The organism is Dactylosporangium sp. CA-052675 (genome assembly GCF_050947935.1).
Classification (GTDB): domain Bacteria; phylum Actinomycetota; class Actinomycetes; order Mycobacteriales; family Micromonosporaceae; genus Dactylosporangium.
This window is the reverse complement of sequence record NZ_CP192010.1, coordinates 1,466,343-1,490,406: the sequence shown is the minus strand read 5'-3', so window position 1 is coordinate 1,490,406 and position 24,064 is coordinate 1,466,343. Positions and strand designations below refer to the sequence as shown.

The window sequence follows — 24,064 nt, the reverse complement described above, 5'->3', positions numbered from 1 at the left end:
CCATCCTGGGCATGTTGGCAAACGTGAGACGTGACAAGGCGACTCTGATCAGAATGACGAGCTTCGGCGTCGCGGCCCTGCTGTTCAGCCTGCTGGTGATCGCCGTACGCGTGCGCTGGCTGCCCCTGGAGTCCGTGGACCGCGGGGTCGCCGACGGGCTCAACGCCCAGGTCGCGCCGAGCGCGTTCCTGGTGCAACTGATGGGCGGGATCAGCCGGCTGGGCAGCTTCGGCGTGCTCTCCTGGCTGATCGTCATTGCCGCCACGGTACTGCTGGTGCGCCGCCGATACCGCCTGACCGGCTTCCTGCTGGCCACCGCGCTCGGCGGGCTCGTGCTCGACCCGGTGCTCAAGCACGCCGTGGGCCGCCTGCGGCCGGTGGTCGAGCAGCCCGTCGCGCACGGGGGCGGCAACAGCTTCCCCAGCGGGCACTCGCTGAACTCGTTCATCTGCTACGCCGCGCTGCTGCTGGTCTTCCTCCCCGCGCTCAGGCCCAGGTGGCGCCGCCCGGTGATCATCGCCATCAGCGCGGTCGTGGTCCTGATCGGCTTCAGCCGGCTCGCGCTCGGCGTGCACTTCGTGTCCGACGTGCTGGGCGGCTGGTCGCTGGGCTTGGCGTGGGTCGGGCTCTGCGCGGCCGCGTTCGAGCTGTGGCGGTACGAGCGCGGCAAGAGCGTCACCGTCCCGCTGGCCGAGGGCCTCGAGCCCGAGGCCGCCGACGACCTCCGCCCGACCGAGCAGCACCCGCACGAGCCGGAGCGGGCCGGGCACGGGCGCGCCTGGGTGCTCGCCGGGCTCGGCGTGGCGTGGGTGCTGACGTTCGGGGCGCTGGTCGCCCTCGGCATCCCGCTCGCGCACTACCGCGACGGCAACGGCAACATCCTGGGCGACCGCACGATCCCGCACTGGTTCGCCGGGCATCGCGGGGACATGCTCGGCCACGTCACGATCGTCGGCAGCGAGGTCGGCAACACCCACGCGATCCTCGCCATCGGCCTGGTCATCGGCGCCCTCGCGCTCGCCGTCGTCCGCCGCTGGCGCCCCGTGATCTTCCTGGTCACCGTCATGTTCGGCGAGCTGAGCCTGTTCCTGGGCTCGGCCGCGATCGTCGGGCGGGCGCGCCCGGACGTGGAGAACATGGACGGGCCGATGCCCACCTCCAGCTACCCGTCCGGGCACGTCGCGGCGACGATCTGCATCTGGGCCACCGCGGCCGTGCTCGTCCTGCCGCGCACCCGCGCGTGGTGGCGCTGGCTGTTCGTGGTCGCGGCGGTGCTCATGCCGCTGTGGGTGGCGGTGTCGCGGATGTACCGCGGCATGCACCACCCCACCGACATCCTGGGCAGCTGCCTGCTCGCCGGGCTCTGGGTCACCGCCGTGTGGTGGCTGCTGCGGCCCAACCACGACCTCGAGACGGAGCCGGCACCCGAGCGGAAGCCGGAGCGGGAGCCGGAGCGGGAGCCGGCCGAGGCGGTCGCGTCAGGGGCGGTCCGCAGCGAAGCGGAGGTCGCATGAGCGAGTGGTTCTTGAGTGCCGAGGAGCGCGGCAACCCGCACACCGGCCTGGCCCCGTGGACCGACGGCAACGCGGTGCGCCCGCTCATCGACGGCCGCGAGTACTACGACGCCCTCCTGCCCGCCATCCGCGGCACCCGCCGCGGCGACCTGATCCTGTTCACCGACTGGCGCGGCGACCCCGACCAGCGCCTCGACGGCGACGGCACCGAGGTGTCCCGGGTGCTGTGCGAGGCGGCCGAGCGCGGCGTGATCGTCAAGGGCCTGATGTGGCGCTCGCACTTCGACCGGCTGCAGTTCAACGAGGAGGAGAACCAGCACCTCGGCGAGGAGATCGAGGCGGCGGGCGGCGAGTGCCTGCGCGACATGCGCGTCCGCGCGGGCGGCTCGCACCACCAGAAGTTCGTGGTCCTGCGCCACCCGGGCCGCCCCGAGCGCGACGTCGCGTTCGTGGGCGGGATCGACCTGTGCCACAGCCGGGGCGACTCCCACGAGCACGAGGGCGATCCGCAGGCGATCTCGATGGCGCCGGTGTACGGCCCCCGCCCGCCCTGGCACGACGCGCAGGTCGAGCTGCGCGGGCCGGCGGTGGGGCAGGTCGAGGCGACGTTCCGGGAGCGCTGGACCGATCCGACCCCGCTGTCGCGCAACCCCTTCTTCCGCCTGCACGACCGGTTCTACCACGAGGACACGCACGCCGACCCCCTGCCGGAGCAGTTGCCGGACCCGCCGCCGGCCGGGGATCTCAGCGTGCAGCTGCTGCGAACGTACCCGCACATGCGCTCGGGCGCGTACCCGTTCGCCCCTGACGGCGAGCGCAGCGTGGCCCGCGGATACCGCAAGGCCGTCGCGCGGGCGCGGCACCTGATCTACATCGAGGACCAGTACCTGTGGTCGCCCCAGGTCGCCGAGTGCTTCGCCGACGCGCTACGCGCCACGCCGGGGCTGCACCTCGTCGCCGTCGTGCCCCGCCAGCCCGACGCCCCGGGCAAGATCGGCAAGACCCCGCAGCTGTACGGCCGCGAGCGCGCCCTCGCGATGCTCGACGAGGCCGGCGGCGACCGCGTGCACGTGTTCAGCCCCGAGAACGCCGACGGCACGCCGATCTACGTGCACGCCAAGGTGTGCATCGTCGACGACGCCTGGGCGACCATCGGCTCCGACAACGTCTCGCTGCGCTCGTGGACCCACGACTCCGAGCTGACGTGCGCGGTCGCCGACCCCACCGGGCGGTACGCACGGTCACTGCGCCGGCGGCTGGCCCGCGAGCACCTCGGCATCGACATCGACGACGATGACCACGAGACGTTCGTCGGCGCCTTCGAGCGCGCGGCCACGGAGCTGGAGCGCTGGTACGCCGATGGCCGCCCGGGCCCCCGGCCGCGCGGGCGCGTGCAGCGCTACGAGGCACCGCACCTGACCTGGTGGACCCGGCAGTGGTCCGGGGTGCTCTACCGCTTCGTGCACGACCCCGACGGGCGCCCGCACGGCATGCGGCGGGCGGGTGCCTTCTGACGGTTTTGTGCCGTTCACTCTCCGGCCTCTTCGCCGTGCTCCCATCGCGTGATGACCGCGTGGCAACTCGCCTGCATCGACATGGCAGGCACTACGGTGCGTGATGACGGCCTGGTCGAGCAGGCCTTCACGGTGGCCTTCGCCGGGGAGGGCGTCGCTCCCGGCACTCCCCAGCACGAGCGCATGCTCGCCGTCGTGCGCAAGACGATGGGGCAGAGCCGGATCGAGGTGTTCCGCCTCCTGCTCGACGGGGACGAGGAGCGGGCCCAGGCCGCCAACGAGACGTTCGAGGAGGCGTACGGGCTGCTCGTCGACGAGGGCGCCGTGCTGCCGATCCCGGGCGCCATCGAGGCGATCAAGACGCTGCGCGCCAACGGCGTCAAGGTGGCGCTGACCACCGGCTTCGCCCGGGCCACCCAGGAGGCGATCATCGACGCGCTCGGGTGGTGGGGCCAGGTCGACCTGGTGCTCTCCCCCGCCGACGCCGGCCGCGGCCGCCCCTTCCCCGACTTCATGCTCGTCTCGGCGCTCAAGCTCGGGGTCGAGGACGTGCGCCGCATGGTGGTCGTCGGCGACACGCCCCTGGACCTCATCGCCGGCCGGCGCGCGGGCGCGGGCCTGCTCGTGGGCGTGCTCACCGGGGCCGGCGACCGGCAGGCGCTGCAGGCCGCCGGCGCGCACGAGGTCATCGGCTCGATCGGCTCCCTGCCCCGGTTGCTGGGGCTGGAGTAGCGGCTACGCGAGGTTCGACGAACGCGGGTAGGCGTCCTCGGGGTCCGTCAGGACGTTCACGAGATAGGGCACCCCGGCGGAGAACGCGCGTGCGAGCGCCCCGGCGAGATCCCCGGGCTTCTCGACCGTCTCCCCGGCGCCCCCGAGCGCCTTCACCACGTCGTCGTAGCGCAGCCCCGGCTGCAGGTCGGCCGCGAGGTCGTAGCCGTAGATCTGGCGCATCGGGTGCTTCTCCAGCCCCCAGATGCCGTTGTTGCCGACCACGATCACGACCGGGAGCCGGTGGCGCACGAGCGTCTCGACGTCCATGAGCGAGAAGCCGGCCGCCCCGTCGCCCATGAGCACGCAGATCTGCCGGTCCGGGTAGGTCACCCGCGCCCCCATCGCGTAGCCCATGCCGGTGCCGAGGCAGCCGTACGGCCCCGGGTCCAGCCAGGTGCCGGGCCGCGCGGGCTCGAGGTACTTGCCCGCGTAGGAGACGAAGTCCCCGCCGTCGCCGATGGTCACCGCGTCCTCGGCCAGCACCTTGCGCAGCTCGCCGTAGACGCGGCTGGGCTTGATCGGGTCGGTGTCGGCCTCCAGGGCCTCGGTCTCGCGCCCCCGGGCCGCGTTCTCCGCGGCGCGCAGGGTCGCGATCCACTCCTCGTGGTCCGCCACCAGGCCGCCGTACGCCGCGAAGGCCGACAGCACCAGGCGCAGATCGCCCGTGGGCGCCGCGGCCGGGGTGACGTGCGCGGCCCGCTGCGAGGGCGCGTCGGTGACGTGCACGACCTGGGCCCCGCCGAAGTCGCCGAAGTTCAGCCGGAAGTCCAGCGGGGTGCCGATGACCGCGACCACGTCCGCGCCGCCGAACGCGGGCTTGCGCGCCCGCGCGAACGCCAGGGGGTGCCCGGGCGGCAGGGAGCCGCGGCCCATGCCGTTGGCGAAGACCGGAATCCGCAGCGCCTCGGCGGCCTCGCGCAGCGCCGCGGTGGCGTCGCCGGCCCACACGTCCGATCCCGCGACGATGACCGGGCGCTCGGCCGCGGCCAGCAGGCTCACGGCGCGGTGGACCTCGTCGGGGTCGGGCTCATCGGACGGTACGACCGCCGGATCCTGTTCCTGGATGCCGTCCGCGGTGGAGAAGACCACCTCGAGCGGCAGGTCGACGAAGACCGGCCCCCGGTGCGGGGTGAGCGCGGTGAGCGCGGCCGCGCGCATCCGCGCGTAGACCTCGTCGGTGGAGAAGATGGTCTCCGCGTGCTTCGTGACCGCCTGGACGATCGGCAGGTGGTCCATCTCCTGCAGGCTGCCCGAGCCCCAGCGGAATTGCGGCGCGCGGCCGCCGAGCACGACCACGGGCGCGCCGTTGAACATGGCGCTGGTCAGGCCGGAGACGCCGTTCGTGACGCCGGGGCCGGCGGTGAGCACGGCCAGGCCCGGCCGCCGCTGCAGCTTCGCGACCGCCTCGGCCGCGAAGACCGCGGACTGCTCGTGGCGCACGTCGACGACGCGCACGCCGGCCCGCTTCGCCGCGTCGTACAGCGGGAAGACGTGGCCGCCGGAGAGGGTGAACATCTCGTTGACCCCGAAGCCGCGCAGCGCCGCCAGCGCGAGGTCCCCGCCGTGCCCGTCGATCGTCGTCATGCGCGAATCCTACTCACGTTCGCCGCTACGAGGGGTTCGAGTCGAACCACTCCCGCAGCAGCGGCGGCAGGTGGTCGGTCGTCAGGTAGTACGAGATCACGCCGGCGACCAGCGGAACGGTGACGAGCAGCACGACCACGAACAGCACGCGGAAGAACCGGGCGGCCGGGCCGCGGCGCGGCTTGCCGCCGGAGTACACGTGCGCGTGCTCGGCGACGCGCTGGGGTTGCGGCTGAGGCTGGGGCTGGGGCCTCGGTGGCTGCTGTGGTTGCCGCTGGGGCGTCTCGTTGCGGAAGGCGCGGCCGTATTCGTCGTAGCGCGTCACCGACTCGGGGACGCCGCCGCCGGAGCCGTAGACGCGCCCGGCGTTCACGGGCCGGTTCGGCGGCGCCGAGACCGGCGGCGACGACACCGGGGGCGACGACACCGGGGGCGGCGCGGAGACCTGGGGCGGCGCCGAGACCTGGGGCGACGCGGAGACCGGCGGCGGTGCGGAGACCGGCGGCGGTGCGGAGACCGGCGGCGGTGCGGAGACCGGGGCGACGGGTGGCAGGTCCGGCCACATCGGGCTCTGGGCGGGCGGGGCCGAGACCGGGGTGCCGAACCGGCTCGGGGGCGGCATCGAGAACGCCGGCGGCGTGGAGACCGGCGGGGCCGAGACCGGCGGGGCCGAGACCGGCGGCTGCGCCGCCTGCTGCGCCGGCCGCTCCCACGGGAAGCCCGGCACCTGCGGCAGCACGCCCGTCGACGGGCCCGGGGCGGGCTGCGCGCTCGGCTGGGTCGACTTGGAGCCGGTGAGCATGCTGCCCTCGGCCACCACGAGCTCCGGCTGCTCGATCGCGGTCGGCGCGGTGCCGAGCATGCGGTGCAGCAGCGTGGCCACGAGCGGCATCCGGCTGGAGCCGCCGACCAGGAACACGCCCGCGACCGAGCCCTCGCTGAGCTGGGCCCAGCGCATCACGCCCTGGGTCACGCGCACGGTCTGCTCGATCATCGGCCGCGCGAGGGTCTCGAGCTCCTCCCGCGTCAGGTGCACGTCGAAGTTGAGCAGCGGAATCGTGAGGTCCGACGCGGGCTGGCGGGAGAGCCGCTCCTTCGCCACCCGCGCGTCGTCCCACAGCAGGCGGCGGTGCCGGCGGTCCTCGACGGTCTGCGGGCTCATGAGCCGCGACCACTCCTGCGGCGCGCGCGGCTCGCAGATGGTGCCGATGTGCTTGACGACGGCGTTGTCCACGTCGATGCCGCCGATGTCGTCGCGGCCGTCGACCGCGAGCGCCTCGAAGCCGTCCGCGGTGCGCGCGACCACGCTGGCGTCGAACGTGCCGGCCCCGAAGTCGTGCACGACCACGACCGAGCCGACCTTCACGTCGTGGCCGAGGACCTGGGTGAAGTAGGCGGCCGCCGCGACCGGCTCGGGCACCAGGCGCACCCGGCCCAGGCCCGCGGCCTCGGCGGCGTCGGCGATCGCGAGGCGGCGGGTCGCGCCCCAGGACGCCGGGATCGTCACCGTCGCCTCCGGCACGACGTCGCCGACGGTGCGCACCCACTCGTCCCGGACCCGGCGCAGGACGGCCGCGATGAGCTCCTGGACCGGCACCTCGCGGTCGCCGAGCAGCACCGTGCCGTCGTCGATGCGTCGCTTCGGGTTCGGCTCGAAGCGGGCCGGCTCCAGGCGCGCGCTGTGCACGGCGTCGCGGCCGACGATGATCGCGCCGCCGGGCTCGGCGTAGACGGCCGAGGGCAGCAGCGGCGACCCGTCGAAGATGAGGGGCCGGGAGCGCCCGTCCGGCCACCGCACGACGGCGACGGTGTTCGAGGTGCCGAAGTCGACCCCGAGCCGGATCCCTGGCGTAGGCATGCCGTGAAGTCTAGGCCGCGCTCACGACCCGGCCTGCCTGTCGGTCGGCTTCAGGGCAGCCGCCTTCGGGCGCGCCTGGAGCTCCGGGCGGCCGCACCCGGCGTTTCAGGGCGCGCTCACGGCCCGGCCCGCCTTCGGGGGGCGCCGCGTCCAGCGCCTCGACGCGGGCAGCAGGAGCATCGCCGTCGACAGGCCGAACACCACCGCGGGCACGAGGGTCCAGGCGCCGCCGCCGGGCGAGGTCAGCGCCGCGTTGCCGACGGCCACGACGAGGCAGAGCGCGAGGGGGTACCAGTGATGCCCGCTCGCCGGCCGCCGCGCCCGCATGGCACCGTTGAGCAGCAGCGTGGCCGCGACCGCGCAGATGCCCGCCCACTGCAGGGCGTCGGTGGTGAGCTGGTCGATGCGCGCCTCGTCCCACTCCGGCGGCGGGTTGTCGCGCAGGAGCTGCGGCAGCCCGGCGGCGAGCAGGAGCAGGCCGGTGAGCAGGTAGAGCAGGATGCCGTAGGTCGTCATGAACGCCGCCGGCCAGCGGATCGACCACGGGCCCTTGGGGATCGGGATCGGGGCCACGGGGTAGTACACGATCTGCGGTGGGGGCGGCGGCAGGTGGACGGGGCGCGGCGGGACCGTGTACCGCGGCGGCATCGGGCTTGTCGGCACCGGGCTCACCGGCACCGGGCTCACCGGGCTGGCGGGTGTGGGGCTGATCGGACGGCCGGGTGGCGTCGCGGGTGAGACCGGCAGCGCCAGCGGCTCGGAGCGCGGCGCCTGCTCCGGCACGACCTCGCCGGTCTTCGTGGTGCGCACCGCCCGGCCGACCAGCACGGCGCCCTCGGCGACCACCATCTCCGGCTGCTCGATAGTCACCGGCGCCCGCCCGAACTCGCGGTGCAGCTCGGTCGCGACCAGGGGCATCTGGCTCCCGCCGCCGACGAGGAAGATGCCCGCGACCCGGTCCGCGGCGAGCCGCGACAGGCGCAGCGTCTCGGCGAGCGAGCCGACCGAGCGCTCCACCAGCGGCCGGGCGGCGTGTTCGAACTCTTCCCGCGTCACCGGTACGTCCACGTCGAGCACCGGCACCATGACCGTCGCCGACGCGGCCCGCGACAGCCGCTCCTTGGCCTCCCGCGCCTCGGCGCGCAGCCGCCGGCTCGCGCGCGGGTCGGCGGTCACCCGGGCCCGGTCGTCCGCGGGGAGGGCCCGGCTCACGAGCCCGACGACGAGCTCGTCGAAGTCGAGGCCGCCCAGGTCGTCGCGTCCGCCCACGGCCCGCACGTCGAAGCCGGCCGCGGTCCTGGCGACCACGCTGCCGTCGAACGTGCCCGCGCCGAGGTCGTACACGACGACGCCCGAACCCACGGGAACCATGTGCTTCAGGACGCTCACGAAGTAGGTGGCCGCGGCGACCGGCTCGGGCACCAGCACGGCCCCGGCCAGCCCGGCCCGGCGCACCGCCTCGTGCAGCGTCGCGCGCCGCGTCGAGGCCCAGCCGGCCGGGTGGGTGACGGTCACCGCGCCGGGCGCCCCGCCGGTGGTGCGGACGAACTCGGCCAGCACCCGCCGGAACACCGCGGTCATCATCTCGGCCACCGCGACCGCCTGCTCGCCCAGCAGCACCGTCCCGTCGTCGATGCGGCGCTTCGGGTTCGGCTCGAACCGCTCGGGCGCGCGGCGGGCGGCGTGCACCGCGTCGCGGCCCACGACCAGCCCCTGCTCCTCGAGCGTCACGGCGGAGGGCAGCAGCGGCGAGCCGTCGAACAGCAGCGGGCGCGTGCGGCCGTCGGGCCAGCGGGCCACCGCCACCGTGTGCGACGTGCCGAAGTCCACGCCGAGCGCCACCATGCCGCGCAGTCTAGGCGGACTGCTCGACCGCCCGCTGGAGCGCTCGATAGATCTGCCCGAATTTGGGGGCGTCGGTGGTCGAGTAGATCATCGAGTCCCCGTCGGTGGTGCGCACCCAGATCTCGTGCACGCCCTTGCCGTGGTCGTGGGCGCGGTCGAGCAGGTCGAGCAGCCCCTCCAGGCAGAACGCGACCACGCCGCCGATGACGATCACGGCGAGGATGCCGCCGGCGATGTACATCGTGCGCTGCTCCCCGCGAAAGTCGATCCGCCGAGCCGCCATCGCGGCCGCGACCAGCAGCCCGATGACGAGGAGCACGGCGCCGCCGCGGGTGCCGATCATGTACGCCCCGTGCCGCAGCCGGCCCGTGCGCTCGTGCCAGATGTAGGTGAGCGTGTCGAGGGGATACCAGGCTTCAGCGACGCGCACACCGCCGGAGCTGATGTGCACCACGTTGTCGCGGTAGTACGTGGTGGCCATGGCACCTCAGACGGTACAGGCGAATACGCTCCGGGCAACGACAACGACGTTGAGGAGACACAAGGTGACTTCTTTGGTCAGGCTCGAGGCCGCGGACGGCATCGGCACCATCCGGCTCGACCGCCCGCCGATGAACGCCCTGAACATCGCCGTGCAGGAGCAGCTGCGCGCGGCCGCCCAGGAGGCGACCGCACGCGACGACGTGCGCGCGGTGGTCATCTACGGCGGCGAGAAGGTCTTCGCGGCCGGCGCGGACATCAAGGAGATGGCCGGCATGGGCTACGCCGAGATGTCCGCCCGCGCGGTCGCGCTGAGCTCCGCCTTCGACGCCGTGGCGCGCATCCCGAAGCCGGTCGTGGCCGCGATCACCGGCTACGCCCTGGGCGGCGGCTGCGAGCTGGCCCTGACCGCCGACTGGCGCGTCGCCGCCGAGGACGCCCAGCTGGGCCAGCCCGAGATCACCCTGGGCATCATCCCCGGCGCCGGCGGCACCCAGCGCCTGGCCCGCCTCGTCGGCCCCGCCCGGGCCAAGGACCTGATCATGTCGGGCCGCTTCGTCCCCGCCCCCGAGGCGCTGGCGATGGGCCTGGTCGATCGCGTCGTACCGCGCGCCGACGTCTACGAGGCCGCCCTCGCCCTCGTCCGCCCCTACGTGAACGGCCCGGCCCTGGCCCTGCGCGCCGCGAAGCAGGCGGTGGACGGGGGCCTGGAGATGGACCTCGCCTCGGGCCTGGCCTGGGAGAGCCAGCTGTTCGCGGGGTTGTTCGCGACCGAGGACAAGGCCGAGGGCATGACCGCCTTCGTGGAGAAGCGCAAGCCGTCCTTCCGGGGCCGCTGAGCCTTGGCCGCACGGGGGCGCCGCGACTCCGACGGGGCCGGCGCCCCCGTGCCGTCCCCCGATCCGGATTGCCGGATGACGACCCGCGGCGCCCGGTCACCATCCGGTGATCGGCATGGGCGGACGCCGTCCGTGTCCACCGGACACGACCCAGGAGCGACCGCGGCGAGGCGCGGACGCTACGGCACGGGAAGGCGCGGCGCGGACGTGAGGGCGCCCACGCCGGCGCGCAGACGCGGCGGCGGGCGCGCTACGCCTCGGACTGGGCGTGGAAGCGGCCGTCCACCGTCGTGAGCTTCAGCGGCATGCCGAACGCCTTCGACAGGTTGTCGGCCGTGATTGTGTCGTGCAGCAGGCCCTGCGCCACCACGCCGCCCTCGCGCATCAGCATCGCGTGGGTGAAGCCGGGTGGGATCTCCTCCACGTGGTGGGTGACCAGCACGATGGCGGGAGCGTCGGGGTCGGCCGCCAGATCGGCCAAGCGGCGCACCAGATCCTCCCGGGCGCCCAGGTCCAGGCCGGCCGACGGCTCGTCCAGCAGCAGCAGCTCCGGATCCGTCATGAGGGCCCTGGCGATTTGGACCCGCTTGCGCTCACCCTCCGACAGGGTGCCGTAGACGCGGTCGGCGAGCGCCGCGACGCCGAGCTGGTCGAGCAGGGCCAGGGCGCGGCCCTCGTCCATGCGGTCGTACGCCTCGCGGTAGCGCCCGACCACGGCCCACGACGCGGTCAGGACCACGTCGCGCGCGGTCTCCTCGAAGGGCAGGCGCAGGGCGTTGGAGGAGAAGCCGAGGCGGGTCTTGAGCTCGGCGATGTTCGTCCGGCCCAGCTGTTCGCCCAGCACGGTGACGGTGCCGCTCGACGGGTGCATCCGCGCGCCGGCGAGGTTGAGCAGCGTGGTCTTGCCGGCCCCGTTCGGGCCGAGGATCACCCAGCGCTCGTCCAGCTCGACCTGCCAGCTCACCGATCGGATGAGATGGTTGCCGTTGCGGGTGACCGTCGCATCGTCGACGGCGATGACAAGGTCATCTGACACGTGCCAATCCAACCACGCCGCACATATCGACGACTGGCGGGGCCACGCCGACGTGACGAAGGCCGTATTCTGCGCTCCGATGACACCCGCACTGGAAATCGACGGTCTGGTCAAGACGTATCAGAGCGTGTTCGGCCGGCCGCGCGCCGCTCTCGACAAGCTTGACATGCTGGTCGAACCGGGACAGATCCACGGGTTCCTGGGACCGAACGGCTCGGGCAAGTCCACGACGCTCAAGACGCTGCTCGGGCTCCTGCGCGCCGACGGCGGGCACATGCGCATCTTCGGCGAACCCGTGCCGCGGTTCCAGGCCGAGATGGCGGCGCGGGTCGGCGCGATCGTCGAGGCGCCGGCGTTCTTCGGCAACTTGACGGGCTACAAGACCCTCTCCCTGCTGGCGAAGGCCGGCGGGGTGCCGAAGCAGCGGGTGGGGGTCGTCCTCGACCAGGTCGGGCTCTCCGATCGCTCCGAGGACATGGTGCGGTCCTACTCCCTCGGCATGCGCCAGCGCCTCGCGGTCGCGTCGGCGCTGCTGAAGAACCCGGACCTGCTCATCCTCGACGAGCCCAACAACGGGCTCGACCCCGCGGGCGTGCGCGAGATGCGGGACCTGCTGCGCGGCCACGCGGAGCAGGGCAAGACGGTCGTCATCTCCAGTCACATCCTGGCCGAGATCGCCCAGATCTGCGACTCCGTCACGATCATCTCCCGCGGCCGTACGGTCGCCGCCGGCCCGGTCTCCGAGGTCCTCGCGGTCGCGGACAAGGGCTCGTACCGTGTGCGCGTCGACGACCACGAGCGCGCCGCCGAGATCCTGGCCGAGGCGGGCGCGGACGTGAGCGTCACCGGCGACCACCTCGTCGTGCACGACCTGGCGGAGCCGGCCTGGGTGTCGTACACGCTGGGCGTCCACAACATGTGGGTGCGCGAGCTGTCCCCGGTCGCGCAGCTGGAGGACGCGTTCCTGACCATCACGGGCGGCGGCTCCCGCGGCTCCTTCCGGCCCGTCGACGACTCCGAGTGGACCCCTGAGGAGCGGCCGGCATGAGCGGTACGCAGCGCGGCGGAGTGCCCGCTCATCAGCAATGCGGGCCGGATGCGGGCCGGCGCGGCAGCGAAGCGGAGGTGTCGGCATGAAGCACCTGTTCGCCGCGGAGTGGTCGCGGCTGTTCGCCCGGCGCATCACCCTCGTCACCGCGGTGCTGGTCGGCACGCTGCTGGCGTTCCTCACGTTCGGCTTCACCCTCACCGGCAGCAGCCCGACCGCGGCCGAGCAGGCGGCCGCCGCGGAGCGCGCCGGCCCGCTGGCGCAGCTGTGGGACCAGCGCACCGAGCACTGCGGGCGCGTGCAGAGCGGGCTGGAGCCGGCCGAGCCGGGCGAGGACCTGCCGAAGGCGTGCGACTACGGCCCGCGCCCGACCGCCGACTCGCTGCTGGACTACGGGTTCTCGTTCCACCGCCAGTGGCCGTCGCTGTACTACGGCGCCGCCGTGCTGTTCGCCCTCGCCGGATTCGTGCTGGGCGCCTCGTTCGTGGGCGTCGAGTGGAGCTCCGGCGGGATGGCCGGCCTGCTGCTGTGGGCGCCCCGGCGCGGCACCGTGCTGGGGGCGAAGCTGCTGGCCGTCGTCTCCGGCGTCGCCCTCATGTCGGTCGTGTACCTCGGGCTGTGGACGGCCGCCTTCCTGGCCCTCGCCCCGGGCGAGGAGAACGTGAGCCGGATGAGCGCGCCCGAGTTCGGCTCGCTGCTGCTCACCGGCCTGCGCGTGGTGTTCGTCGCCATGGCCGGCACCGCGCTGGGCTTCTCGGTCGCCTCGATCGGCCGGCACACGTCCGCCGCCCTCGGCGCCGGCATCGCGTACCTGCTGCTGTGGGAGTTCGGCAGCACCCTCGTCTTCACCGTGGTCGAGACCACCGACTACGCGGAGCCGTACCGCCTGTCGAGCTACGCCCGCGCCTGGCTGAGCCTGGGCGTCCTGCCCGACGCGGGCACCACCGCGAGCGTGGCCCGGTCGACCTTCAAGGCGACGTGGCAGACGGGCGGCCTGGTGATCGCGGCGGTGGTGGCCGCGGTGGCCGCCGCGGCCTTCCTCTCCATGCGCCGCCGCGACGCCCGCTGAACGCCCGACCGGCTCGACGGCGTGAAACGTTCACGCCGTCGAGCCGAAGACCTCCTCGCGCACCGCGTCCAGCCCCGTCAGGATCGCGCCGTGCAGCACCGGCTCCGAGGACACCTCGGTCGCCACCACGCGCGGTGAGACCACGGCGATCGCGGCGACCTCGTGCTGCACCCGCTGCGCCAGATCCGCCCCGCCGGCCTGCCCCACGTCGCCCGCGAGGACGACGAGCTCCGGGTCCAGCACGAGGCCTACCGAGGCGACGCCGAGCGAGATGCGCCGCGCCAGCTCGTCGAGGAACGGGCTGCCCGCGGTGCCGGCGGCGATGGCCGCCCGGACCGCCTCCGCCGCCCCCGCCGACTTGAACCCGTGGGTCTTGGCGATCGAGCGCACCGCCGCCGCGTCAACCAGGGTGCGGAAGCCGTTCTTCGAGCGCCGGGACACGTCGCGGCTGATCTGGGTGCCGGCGACCGGCAGGTATCCGATCTCGCCCGCGGCCCCGGCCGAGCCGCGGTGCAGGCGCCCGCCGAGCACGACCGCGGTGCCGACGCCGCGGTCCAGCCAGACGAGCACGAAGTCCCGCGCCCCGACCGCCGCGCCCGAGTGCTGCTCGGCGATCGCGGCCAGGTTCACGTCGTTCTCGAACATGACGGGGCGGCCGAGGTCCTCGCGCAGGGCGGTGAGCAGGCCGCGGTGCCAGCGCGGGAGATCCCAGGCGAACGTGATCTCGCCGCTGCCGGGGTCGACGAGGCCGGGCGTGCCGAGCACGATCCGCCGGATGCGGTCGATCGGCGCGCTCGCGGCCGAGGCCGCCTCCACGACGGCGGCGTGCACGACCTTGACCGGGTCGTCGCCGTCGCCGATGGCCACGTCGGTGCGCCCGACGATGTTGCCCGTGATGTCCGCCACGCCGGCGACCACGTGCGCGGGGCCGGCGTCGACGCCGACGACGAACGCGGTGGAGGGCACCACGGCGTACATCTGGGCGTTCGGCCCCCGCCCGCCGGCCTGCTCGCCGACGCGGGCCACGAGGCCGCGCTCCTCCAGCCGCTCGACCAGCTGCGACGCGGTGACCTTGGACAGCCCGGTCAGCTCGCCGAGCTGCGCCCGGGTGAGGGGGCCTCGGCTCAGCAGCAGCTCGAGGGCGGCACGATCGTTGAGGGCGCGCAGCAGGCGAGGCGTGCCGGGCAGTCGGGCGGAACTCATCGTGACGAAGACCCCTAGTATTTAGGAAACTTTCCTATTAGCGTGCCACAAGCAACCTATTCGGAGAGCGTACGGCCGGACCCACCACTCGGCCTACGCACAACCGGTCAGAAAGCTCTTACGATCGTGGATAGCGCACCGGAACGAGTGTGCGGCGCCCGCGCCGCACCCGCGCCCGCGCTGAGGGGGGAACCAACGTGTCGACCGATCCCGGACTCCACCGGCTGGCCATGGGCACGCTGCTGGGCGCCTTCCGCGGGGAGGAGGCCCCGGCGTGGGCCCTGGACCTCCTCGCCGAGGGGATGGCCGGACACCTGCTCTTCGGCTTCAACATCGTCGAACGCGACCAGCTCGCGAAGCTGACCGCGAGCCTGCACGCCGTGCGCGACGGCGTGCTCCTCGCCATCGACGAGGAGGGCGGCGACGTCACCCGCCTGGCGCACCGGGCCGGCAGCCCCTACCCGGGCAACGCCGCGCTGGGCGCCCTCGGCGACCCCGCCGTCACCCGCAGGGTGTACCGCACCATCGGCGCCGAGCTCGAGACCCTCGGCATCAACCTCAACCTCGCGCCCACCGTGGACGTCAACACCGCCGACGACAACCCGATCATCGGCACCCGCAGCTTCGGCGCCGACCCGATCGCCGTCGCCACGCACACCGCCGCCGCGGTGCTCGGCCTGCAGGGCGCGGGCGTCGCCGCGTGCGCCAAGCACTTCCCCGGCCACGGCGCGACGCTCGCCGACTCGCACCGCGAGCTGCCGACCGTGGACATCGACCCGGCCCTGCTGCGCGGCCGCGAGCTGCCGCCGTTCGTCGCGGCGATCGAGGCCGGCGCCAAGTCGATCATGTCCGCGCACATCCGCGTCCCCGCGCTCACCGGCGACGCCCCCGCGACCTTCAGCCGCGCGGTGCTGGTCGACCTGCTGCGCGGCGAGCTGGGCTTCACCGGCGTCGTGGTGACCGACGCGCTGGAGATGCTCGGCGCGGCCCGCTACGCCGGCGGCATCCCCGAGGGCGCGGTGCTGGCCCTGGCCGCGGGCGCCGACCTGCTCTGCATCGGCGCCGACATCGACGAGCAGATCACGCGGGCCTGCGCGGACGAGATCGTCGCGGCCGTGCGCGACGGGCGCCTGCCGCTCGCCCGCCTCGAGGAGGCCGTGGCGCGCGTGGCCGACCTGAGCGCGTGGACGCGCAGCGGCGACCGCACCGACCGCGAGGAGCCGGGCCTGGGCTACCCCGCGGCCCTGAGCGCCGTGCGGATCGAGGGCACCCACGACCGCGCGACCGCGCCGCTGATCGTCCAGCTCGAGTCCGAGTCGTCGATCGCCGCCGGCCGCGTGCCGTGGGGCCTCGGCCCGCACGTCAACGGCACCGAGCAGCTGCGCGTCGTGGCCGCCCAGGCGGACCCGGCCGAGCTGCGCGCCCGCGCGGGCGCCCGCCCGATCGTGGTGGTCGGCCGCAACGTGCACCGCCTCCCGGGCGCCCGCGCGCTGGTGGAGACGCTGGCGCAGACCCACGCGGTGACCGTGGTCGAGATGGGCTGGCCGTCGTCGTGGCGCCCGAGCGGCGCGAAGGCGTTCATCACGACCTGGGGCGCGAGCCACGCCAACGGCCGCGCCGCCGCGGAGACGCTCGGCCTGGCCGCATAACAGCGCGGCCCAAGAGCCAAGACCAAGAGCCACGAGCTTCTTTGCTCGGGTCCGCGTCACCTGCGCACCGTTGCTCCCGCCAGACAAAAGGGCGGTCCCTGGAGGGCCTTCGGCCGAAAGGGACCGCCCTAGCCGTGTCCGTGGTGCCAAGGACGACAGCCGCTACGCGGCTGAGGCCCGCACCAGCGTACGGATCTGGCGCAGCAGCACCGACAGCGCCGCCAGGTCTCCGGGCGACTCCCCGAACTCGCCGATCGCGTTGCGCGTGCGCGCGATCGAGGTCGCGTTGCTCTGCTCCCACTCGTGCACCCGCTCCTCCGGGTCCGCCTCCGGCGTGGTGCCGTTGAGCACCTCCGCGGTGAGGGCGGCCAGCGCGGCGTACAGGTCGTAGCGCAACGCCATCCGGGCGAGCGTCTGCCACCGGTCCTCGCGCGGCAGCGCCGAGATCCGCGACAGCAGATCGTCGACCCGGAAGCGCTCGGAGAGCAGGTAGTAGACCGTCGCGACCTCGTTCACGTCGCGGTCCGTCGTGGAGGCGACCTCGACGATGTCGAGCAGGCCGAAGCCGTACATGATCCGCGTCGTGCTGTCCGCGATCTCCTCGGGCAGCCCCAGCTCCCGCAGCCCCTCGGTGTTGGCGTGCAGCGCGTCGCGCTCCCGGCCCCGGAACAGCGTGTCCAGCTGCGGCAGCAGCCGGGCGATGCCGGGCTTCAGCCGGGCGATCTCGGCGGGCACGTCGATCGGGAGCCGCCGGTTGGAGACCAGCCAGCGCACCGCCCGGTCGAGCAGCCGCCGCATCTCCAGGTAGACGGCGGTCTGCGACTTCGTCGGGATCTTGTTGTCGAGGGACTCGACGGCGCGGCGCAGCTCCGACAGCCCGTACACCTCGTTGACCACGACCGAGGCGCGCAGCACGTCCGCGGCCCCGGCGCCGGTCTCCTCGGAGGCGCGGTGGAAGAACGACGTACCGCCCCGGTTCACGGCCTCGTTGACGACCGCGGTGGTGACGATCTCGCGGCGCAGCGGGTGCTCGGCCATCGCCCCGGCGAACCGCTCCCGCAGCGGCGTCGGGAAGTACTCGACCAGGACCTCGTCGGTCCACGCCTCGTCGGGCAGGTCGGAGTCGAGGATCTCGTGCTCCAGCACGATCTTCACGTACGACAGCAGCACCGCGAACTCGGGCGAGGTGAGCCCGACCCCGGTGGCGGCCCGCTCGTCGAGCAGCTCGTCGCTCGGCAGCCCCTCCAGGGCCCGGTCGAGCTGCCCGCGCCGCTCCAGGTCGGCGATGAGCCGCTTGTGCACGGGCAGCAGCGAACGCGACTGCGCCCGTGCGTTGCCCAGCGCCGTGGCCTGGTCGTAGTTGTCGCGCAGGACCAGCTCCCCGACCTCGTCGGTCATCTCGGCCAGCAGCGGGTTGCGCTCGGCCGCATCCAGCTCGCCCGCGGCGACCGCGCGGTCGAGCAGGATCTTGATGTTGACCTCGTGGTCGGAGCAGTCGACACCGGCCGAGTTGTCGATGAAGTCCGTCGCGATGCGGCCGCCGTTGAGCGCGTACTCGATGCGCCCCCGCTGGGTCAGGCCCAGGTTGCCCCCCTCGCCGACGACCTTCGCGCGCAGCTCCCGGCCGTTGACCCGCACGTAGTCGTTGGCCTTGTCACCGACGTCGCCGTGGGACTCCGCGGTGGCCTTGACGTAGGTGCCGATGCCGCCGTTCCAGAACAGGTCGACGGGCGCGGCGAGGATCGCGTGCATGACCTCGTTCGGGGCGAGCGGCCCGGTGGCCGTGATGCCCAGCACCGCCCGGGCCTCCTCGGAGAGGTTGACCGACTTGGCCGTGCGCGGGTAGATGCCGCCGCCCTCGGACAGCAGCGATCGGTCGTAGTCGTCCCACGAGGAGCGGGGCAGGTCGAACATGCGCCGCCGCTCGGCGTAGGAGGTCGCCGCGTCCGGGGACGGGTCGATGAAGATGTGCCGGTGGTCGAACGCGGCCACCAGCCGGATGAACGGCGACAGCAGCATCCCGTTGCCGAACACGTCGCCGGACATGTCACCGACACCCACCACCGTGAACTCGCTCGCCTGCGTGTCCACACCCAGCTCACGGAAGTGCCGCTTCACCGACTCCCAAGCACCCCGCGCCGTGATCCCCATCCTCTTGTGGTCATAACCCGCCGACCCACCCGACGCGAACGCATCACCCAACCAGAACCCGTACCGCACCGAAATCTCGTTCGCGATGTCCGAGAACGTCGCCGTCCCCTTGTCCGCCGCTACCACCAGATACGGATCATCCGGATCATGACGCACCACATCCGGCGGCGACACCACCTTGCCACCGTCAAGATTGTCCGTCACATCCAGCAACGCCGAGATGAACAACTGATAGCACGCCACCGCCTCATCACGGTCACCCGGATTCTGCTTCAGCACGAACCCGCCCTTGGCCCCCGTCGGCACGATCACCGCGTTCTTCACCATCTGCGCCTTCACCAACCCGAGAATCTCCGTCCGGAAATCCTCCCGCCGATCCGACCACCGCAGACCACCCCGCGCGACCGAACCGAACCGCAGATGCACACCCTCGAACCGCGGCGAATACACAAAAATCTCGAACCGCGGCCGCGGCGCCGGCAGATCCGGAATCGACTGCGGATCCAACTTGAACGCCGTGTACGACTTCGGCCGCCCACCATCCCCACGCTGGAAGAACGACGTCCGCAACGTCGCCTGGATCAGATGCAGGAACGAACGCAGAATCCGATCCTGATCGAGACTGGTCACCTCGTCGAGGTCGGCGTTGATCGCGGCGACGAGCTCCTTGGACTGCACCGAGCGGGTCGCCTCGGACAGCTGCAGCCGCGGGTCGAACCGGGCGGCGAAGAGCGCGACGAGCTTGGAGGCGACGGCCGGGTACGCCAGCAGGGTCGTCTCCATGTAGTCCTGGGAGAACACGGTGCCGGCCTGGCGCAGGTACTTCGCGTAGGCCCGCAGCACCACGACCTCGCGCCAGGTCAGCCCGGCCTTGAGCACCAGGCTGTTGAAGTTGTCGACCTCGGCCTCACCCCGCCAGGTGGCCGAGAACGCGTTCTCCAGGTGGGGCCGCACCTCGGCGATGGCGCGGGAGTCGGGCGGCAGCTGCAGCCCGAAGTCGTACAGGTAGATCGTCCCGTCGGAACGCACCACCTCGTAGGGCCGCTCGTCGGTGACCCGCACCCCGAGGGAGTGCAGCACCGGCAGCACGGCCGAGAGCACCATGGGCTCGCCGTAGCGGAAGACCTTGAAGCGGATGTCGCTTTCGTCCTGGCGCCGGCGGTACACGTGCATGACGAGCTGGCCCGGCTCGTCGAGCAGCTCCAGCTTGGCGACGTCCTTGACCGCCTCGTAGGGCGTGTGCTCGTCCTTGTAGGTGTCCGAGATCGCCCCGCCGTAGCGCTGGTACAGCACCTTGGCCTGGTGCTCGTCGTTGAGCTTGCGCTCCAGCACCAGCCGGAAGTCGTCGTCCCACAGCCGGGTCGCCTCGGAGAGCCGCTCGGTGAGGTCGTCGACGTCGACCCAGCCGGGCGGGTTGCCGGGCTCGGTGCGCACGATGAAGTGCACGCGGGCGAACTTGGACTCGCTCACCCGGGTGGTGTAGTCCACCCCGACACCGTTGAGCTCGGCGAGCAGGATCTGCTGGATGCGCAGCCGGTTCGCGGTGGTGAACCGGTCGCGGGGCAGATAGACCAGGCACGAGATGAACCGGCCGTAGGCGTCGCGGCGCAGGAACACCCGCAGCTGGCGGCGGCCGGCCAGGCGCAGCACGCCCATGACGGCCTTGTAGAGCTCGTCGGTGCCGATCTGGAACAGCTCGTCGCGCGGGTAGGTCTCCAGCGTCTCCATCAGGTCCTTGCCCGAGTGCGAGCGCGGCGACAGGCCGGAGCGCTCGACCACCTCGGCGACCTTGCGCTTGACGACGGGGAGGTCGCGGACGCTGGTGCGGTACGCCGCCGAGGAGAACAGCCCGAGGAAGCGCCGCTCGCCGGTCACGTTGCCGTCGGCGTCGAACATCTTGAAGCCGATGTAGTCCAGGTAGGCCGAGCGGTGCACGGTGGCGCGGGAGTTCGCCTTCGTGATGATGAGCAGCCGCTTCTCCAGGGCCTTGGCGTAGGCCTCCGCGGTCATCGACGACAGCACCCGCGGCTGGACGCGGTCCCCGCGCAGGATGCCCAGGCCGCTGCCCAGGACCGCCTGCAGCAGCTCCTCGCCGTTCTCGCCGCGGATCAGCCTGTACTGCCGGAAGCCCAGGAACGTGAAATGGTCGTCGACGAGCCAGCGCAGCAGCTCGACCGAGTCCGTGATGTCCTTGTCCGGCACGGGCAGCTGCGCGGAGCCGAGCTCGTCGGCCAGCGCGAGCGCCTGGGTGCGCATCTTCGGCCAGTCCTCGACCGCCTCGCGCACGTCGTTGAGCACGCGGGCCAGGTCGGTGCGCAACTCCTCCAGCTCCGCCTCGTCGCGGATGCGGTCGACCTCGATGCGGATCCAGCTCTCGACGATGTCGCCGGCGATCGCGTCCTCGGGCTCGACCCCGACGCGGACGTCCTCCAGGGCGCCCAGCGGGGCGCGGCGCACCACGACGAGCGGGTGCACGAGCAGGTTGACGTCGATGTTGCGCGACGACAGCGCGCTGGTGACCGAGTCGACCAGGAACGGCATGTCGTCGGTGACGATCTCCACCGCGGTGCCGCCGGTGACGCTCAGCCCCAGGCGGAGCTTGAGCTCGCCGGGCACGCGCTGCTGCGCGAGCTCCCGGTGGGACCGGGTGGCGTCGACCATCTTGGCGACGTTGCAGGCGGCCAGCTCCTCATCGGGAACCAGGCGCCAGTAGGCCCCGACCAGCTCGGGATCGGCATCCCGCGCGGTGGCCAGCACCACCGCCTCCGCGACCAGGTGCTCCGCGTTGGGCACTGACTGCTCCAGCTCGTCGTCTTCGATCGCGTCGGCATTTCGCGCGGCGCCTAAGTCCCGCGTGTCGTCCTTCACCGGGGTCGCCCCAGGCCGATTCATCGGTTGTTCTCCCCTCGCCCACGTCGTTGTGGGTTGTCCGCCCTCAGCCTAAGACTCTGCGGGAGGTTCGCCTCAGTCCGGTTCACCATCGTCGTGTACCCGATCACGCGGGGCTCGGCGTACTGAATTGTCCCGCTTGTGCGATCTTGGGGCGTGCAGAACCGAGCTTTCATGGCGCAGAATCGCCCACATGGCCGTTTCGATCCGCCGTGTCACCGCACTCGCCGCCGCCCTGGCGCTGCTCGGCACCTTGCCCGCGTGCTCCAGCAAGCCCCCGGACGACTCGCTCAAGACGTTCCTCGGGGCCTGGGAGCAGGGCAACCTCGCCGGGCTGAAGTTCTTGGGTCCGGACGGTAAAGCCCTGGCCGGCGACGCCGCGCAGAAGCTGTGGACGACGGTCGCGGGTGACCTGGCCGCCAAGCCGCCGAAGCTCACCCTCAAGGGCGCGCCGGTGGTCAAGGACGACAACAGCAGCGCCGTCGTGCACGTGGCGTGGCCGGTGGCCGACTCGACGTGGGAGTACGACACCACGGTCGACGCCAAGCGGGTGGACAAGCAGTGGCGGGTCGTCTTCGACGCCAAGACCATCAATCCGAAGTTCGAGGCCACCGACAAGCTTTCGATCCGCAAGACCGCGGGGGCGCGCGGCAGCATTCTCGACGGTTCCGGCCAGCCGATCGTGAGCAGCAAGCCGGTCGTGATCATCGGCGTGCAGCCGCGCTCGATCACCGACATCACCATCGTGGTCAGGAATCTGACAGACGCGTTCAAGCAGGCGAACGTGGACGTGGACGTGTCGGGCCTGCCGGCGAAGGTCAAGAGCGCCGCGCCCGACGCCTTCGTGCAGATCGTGACGCTGCGCAAGGAGGTCTACGACCCGATCGCGAACAAGCTGAACTCGACCCCCGGCGTGATCGCCCGCAACTCGACCCAGGCCCTCGCCCCCTCCGCGCAGTTCGCCCGCGCCCTGCTGGGCACGACCGGCGAGGTGACGAAGGAGATCATGGACAAGAACCCCGGCAAGTACCAGATCGGGGACGTGGTCGGGCTCGGCGGGCTGCAGCAGAGGTACGACTCCGTCCTGCAGGGCAAGCCGGGCGTCAAGGTGATCGTCTCCATGCCGCAGGGCACGCCCGACAAGGAGTTCTTCTCCTCGGACGCCACCACCGGCGGCACGGTGAAGCTCAGCCTCGACCAGAACATGCAGAACGCGGCGGAGCAGGCCCTCGCGGGCGACACGCGCCGCTCGGCCCTGGTGGCGATCCGCATCAGCGACAACTCGATCGTCGCGGTGGCCAACGGTCCCGGCGCGGCCGCGAACAACTTCGCGCTCGTCGGCCAGACCCCGCCCGGCTCGATGCTCAAGGCGGTCACCGCGCTGGCGGTGCTGGACAAGGGCATGACCGGCGAGTCCGTCGTGAACTGCCCGAAGACGCTCACGGTCGACGGCCGCACGTTCAAGAACTCGCACGACGAGGAGCTGGGCAGCGTACCGCTGCGGACCGACTTCTCGAAGTCCTGCAACACCGCGTTCGCCTCGCTCGCGCCCCAGATCGCCCCCGACGGGCTGGGCAAGACGGCCCAGACGCTGGGCCTGGGCATCCCGTGGGACCTCGGGGCGGACGTGTTCACCGGCAAGATCTCGGTGAACGGCTCCAAGGCCGAGCAGGCGGCGGCCGCGTTCGGCCAGGGCACCAACCTCGTCTCCCCGGTCATCATGGCGGCCGCGGCGGCGGGCATCGCCCGGGGCCAGTGGAAGCAGCCCCAGCTGGTGCTGGAGCCGGCCCCGAAGAGCCCGGCGGCCGACGGGCCGCAGCTCAACCAGGCCTCCGTCGACGCCCTGCGGCAGATGATGCGCGAGGTCGTCACCGAGGGCACGGCGAGCCAGCTCAAGGGCCTCTCGGGCGACCTGCGGGGCAAGACCGGCACCGCCGAGTACGACAACGACCCCGCGCACACCCACTCCTGGTTCATGGGCTACCGCGGCGACATCGCCTTCTGCGTCTTCGTCGAGAACGGCGGCGCCTCGACGGCGGCGGCCGTGCCGATCGCGGGCAAGTTCTTCCAGACCATCGGCTGAGGCGACCGCGCCCGGGCTCCCGCATCCATGACGGGAGCCCGGGCGCGCTCAGCTCGTGGTCTCTTCCTCCTCGACCGGCGTGCGGGGGGCGGGCACGACATCGGTGAGCGGCGACTCGGGCGAGTCCTCGACCCCGCGCCGGGCGGCCTGCGCGGGCACGCTCAGCTCGTGGTCTCTTCCTCCTCGACCGGCGTGCGGGCGGCGGGCACGACATCGGTGAGCGGCGACTCGGGCGAGTCCTCGACCCCGCGCCGGGCGGCCTGCGCGGGCACGAACGGCCCGCCGGCGCGCTTCAGGCCCCCGGGCCCGATCGAGTCGCGGGGCAGCGAGTCGAGGGAGAGCGAGGAGGACCGGCTGTAGCGCCCGAGCAGCCAGGTCGGCTTCTCCGGCGCGGCTTCCCCGTCCACCCCGACGCCCACGGCCGCGACCTCGGCCACGGCTTCGGGCTCAGGCTCAGCTTCGGGCTCAGGCTCAGCTTCGGATTCAGATTCGGGCTCGGCTTCGGACTCAAGCTCGGCCTCGACCCCG

At 72.7% G+C, this 24,064-nt stretch carries 15 protein-coding genes; 8 read left to right on the top strand and 7 right to left on the bottom strand.

Annotated features, from left to right (window positions below):
* The first annotated feature begins 53 nt into the window (after nt 1-53).
* From ACQP1P_RS06650 to ACQP1P_RS06640, 3 genes are read left to right on the top strand one after another with little or no spacing between them, the layout of a single operon-like run.
* Nucleotides 54-1,514 (top strand): phosphatase PAP2 family protein, encoded by a 1,461-nt coding sequence (locus ACQP1P_RS06650; RefSeq protein WP_433084127.1) that lies wholly within the window; start codon nt 54-56, stop codon nt 1,512-1,514.
* Nucleotides 1,511-3,028 (top strand): phospholipase D family protein, encoded by a 1,518-nt coding sequence (locus tag ACQP1P_RS06645; protein ID WP_433084125.1) that lies wholly within the window; start codon nt 1,511-1,513, stop codon nt 3,026-3,028. The genes ACQP1P_RS06650 and ACQP1P_RS06645 overlap by 4 nt, the downstream gene beginning before the upstream one ends.
* Before the next feature lie 51 nt (nt 3,029-3,079).
* Nucleotides 3,080-3,760, top strand: coding sequence for a phosphonatase-like hydrolase (locus tag ACQP1P_RS06640; RefSeq protein WP_433084123.1), 681 nt, complete (start codon nt 3,080-3,082; stop codon nt 3,758-3,760).
* A gap of 3 nt (nt 3,761-3,763) precedes the next feature.
* Here ACQP1P_RS06640 and ACQP1P_RS06635 read toward each other — a convergent pair whose 3' ends face one another.
* The 4 genes from ACQP1P_RS06635 to ACQP1P_RS06620 all read right to left on the bottom strand — a co-directional run bounded on the left by ACQP1P_RS06635 (nt 3,764) and on the right by ACQP1P_RS06620 (nt 9,570).
* Entirely contained in the window at nt 3,764-5,386 is a 1,623-nt protein-coding gene (locus ACQP1P_RS06635; RefSeq protein WP_433084121.1) for an acetolactate synthase, read from the bottom strand.
* Nucleotides 5,387-5,411: 25 nt separating this feature from the next.
* Entirely contained in the window at nt 5,412-7,244 is a 1,833-nt protein-coding gene (locus ACQP1P_RS06630) for an Hsp70 family protein (protein WP_433084120.1), read from the bottom strand.
* Between the two features lie 105 nt (nt 7,245-7,349).
* Entirely contained in the window at nt 7,350-9,089 is a 1,740-nt protein-coding gene (locus ACQP1P_RS06625; RefSeq protein WP_433084118.1) for an Hsp70 family protein, read from the bottom strand.
* Nucleotides 9,090-9,099: 10 nt separating this feature from the next.
* On the bottom strand, nt 9,100-9,570 hold the full coding sequence (locus ACQP1P_RS06620; RefSeq protein ID WP_433084116.1) for a DUF6232 family protein: 471 nt from the start codon (nt 9,568-9,570) through the stop codon (nt 9,100-9,102).
* Nucleotides 9,571-9,634: 64 nt separating this feature from the next.
* Here ACQP1P_RS06620 and ACQP1P_RS06615 point away from each other — a divergent pair, with 64 nt between their 5' ends.
* The gene (locus ACQP1P_RS06615; protein WP_433084114.1) at nt 9,635-10,408 is read left to right on the top strand and encodes an enoyl-CoA hydratase/isomerase family protein; all 774 of its coding nucleotides are present in this window, start codon (nt 9,635-9,637) and stop codon (nt 10,406-10,408) included.
* A gap of 250 nt (nt 10,409-10,658) precedes the next feature.
* Here the strand turns inward: ACQP1P_RS06615 and ACQP1P_RS06610 are convergent, their stop codons facing one another.
* Nucleotides 10,659-11,444 carry an ABC transporter ATP-binding protein gene (locus tag ACQP1P_RS06610; protein ID WP_433084112.1) on the bottom strand — a complete coding sequence of 262 codons (786 nt, stop codon included), beginning with the start codon at nt 11,442-11,444 and terminating at the stop codon, nt 10,659-10,661.
* Nucleotides 11,445-11,523: 79 nt separating this feature from the next.
* Between ACQP1P_RS06610 and ACQP1P_RS06605 the strand changes: the two genes are divergently transcribed.
* Nucleotides 11,524-12,492, top strand: coding sequence for an ATP-binding cassette domain-containing protein (locus tag ACQP1P_RS06605; protein ID WP_433084110.1), 969 nt, complete (start codon nt 11,524-11,526; stop codon nt 12,490-12,492).
* 85 nt (nt 12,493-12,577) lie between these two features.
* Nucleotides 12,578-13,561 (top strand): ABC transporter permease subunit, encoded by a 984-nt coding sequence (locus tag ACQP1P_RS06600; protein ID WP_433084108.1) that lies wholly within the window; start codon nt 12,578-12,580, stop codon nt 13,559-13,561.
* Between the two features lie 30 nt (nt 13,562-13,591).
* Here the strand turns inward: ACQP1P_RS06600 and ACQP1P_RS06595 are convergent, their stop codons facing one another.
* A complete protein-coding gene (locus ACQP1P_RS06595) occupies nt 13,592-14,764 on the bottom strand; it encodes an ROK family transcriptional regulator (RefSeq protein ID WP_433084106.1) in 1,173 nt (390 codons plus the stop codon).
* Nucleotides 14,765-14,961: 197 nt separating this feature from the next.
* Here ACQP1P_RS06595 and ACQP1P_RS06590 point away from each other — a divergent pair, with 197 nt between their 5' ends.
* Nucleotides 14,962-16,413: a glycoside hydrolase family 3 protein gene (locus ACQP1P_RS06590; RefSeq protein ID WP_433084104.1), complete on the top strand. Its 1,452-nt coding sequence runs from the start codon at nt 14,962-14,964 to the stop codon at nt 16,411-16,413.
* A gap of 162 nt (nt 16,414-16,575) precedes the next feature.
* Here the strand turns inward: ACQP1P_RS06590 and ACQP1P_RS06585 are convergent, their stop codons facing one another.
* Entirely contained in the window at nt 16,576-21,456 is a 4,881-nt protein-coding gene (locus ACQP1P_RS06585; RefSeq protein ID WP_433084102.1) for an NAD-glutamate dehydrogenase, read from the bottom strand.
* A 190-nt stretch (nt 21,457-21,646) separates the two neighbouring features.
* Between ACQP1P_RS06585 and ACQP1P_RS06580 the strand changes: the two genes are divergently transcribed.
* Nucleotides 21,647-23,536, top strand: a complete 1,890-nt coding sequence (locus ACQP1P_RS06580; RefSeq protein WP_433084100.1) for a penicillin-binding transpeptidase domain-containing protein — start codon at nt 21,647-21,649, stop codon at nt 23,534-23,536.
* Nucleotides 23,537-24,064: the final 528 nt, after the last annotated feature.

Coding starts and splice junctions, on each gene's coding strand:
- ACQP1P_RS06650 (WP_433084127.1), top strand. CDS start 54: ATGACGAGCTTCGGCGTCGCGGCCCTGCTGTTCAGCCTGCTGGTGATC.
- ACQP1P_RS06645 (WP_433084125.1), top strand. CDS start 1,511: ATGAGCGAGTGGTTCTTGAGTGCCGAGGAGCGCGGCAACCCGCACACC.
- ACQP1P_RS06640 (WP_433084123.1), top strand. CDS start 3,080: ATGACCGCGTGGCAACTCGCCTGCATCGACATGGCAGGCACTACGGTG.
- ACQP1P_RS06635 (WP_433084121.1), bottom strand. CDS start 5,386: ATGACGACGATCGACGGGCACGGCGGGGACCTCGCGCTGGCGGCGCTG.
- ACQP1P_RS06630 (WP_433084120.1), bottom strand. CDS start 7,244: ATGCCTACGCCAGGGATCCGGCTCGGGGTCGACTTCGGCACCTCGAAC.
- ACQP1P_RS06625 (WP_433084118.1), bottom strand. CDS start 9,089: ATGGTGGCGCTCGGCGTGGACTTCGGCACGTCGCACACGGTGGCGGTG.
- ACQP1P_RS06620 (WP_433084116.1), bottom strand. CDS start 9,570: ATGGCCACCACGTACTACCGCGACAACGTGGTGCACATCAGCTCCGGC.
- ACQP1P_RS06605 (WP_433084110.1), top strand. CDS start 11,524: ATGACACCCGCACTGGAAATCGACGGTCTGGTCAAGACGTATCAGAGC.
- ACQP1P_RS06600 (WP_433084108.1), top strand. CDS start 12,578: ATGAAGCACCTGTTCGCCGCGGAGTGGTCGCGGCTGTTCGCCCGGCGC.
- ACQP1P_RS06595 (WP_433084106.1), bottom strand. CDS start 14,764: ATGAGTTCCGCCCGACTGCCCGGCACGCCTCGCCTGCTGCGCGCCCTC.
- ACQP1P_RS06585 (WP_433084102.1), bottom strand. CDS start 21,456: ATGAATCGGCCTGGGGCGACCCCGGTGAAGGACGACACGCGGGACTTA.
- ACQP1P_RS06580 (WP_433084100.1), top strand. CDS start 21,647: ATGGCCGTTTCGATCCGCCGTGTCACCGCACTCGCCGCCGCCCTGGCG.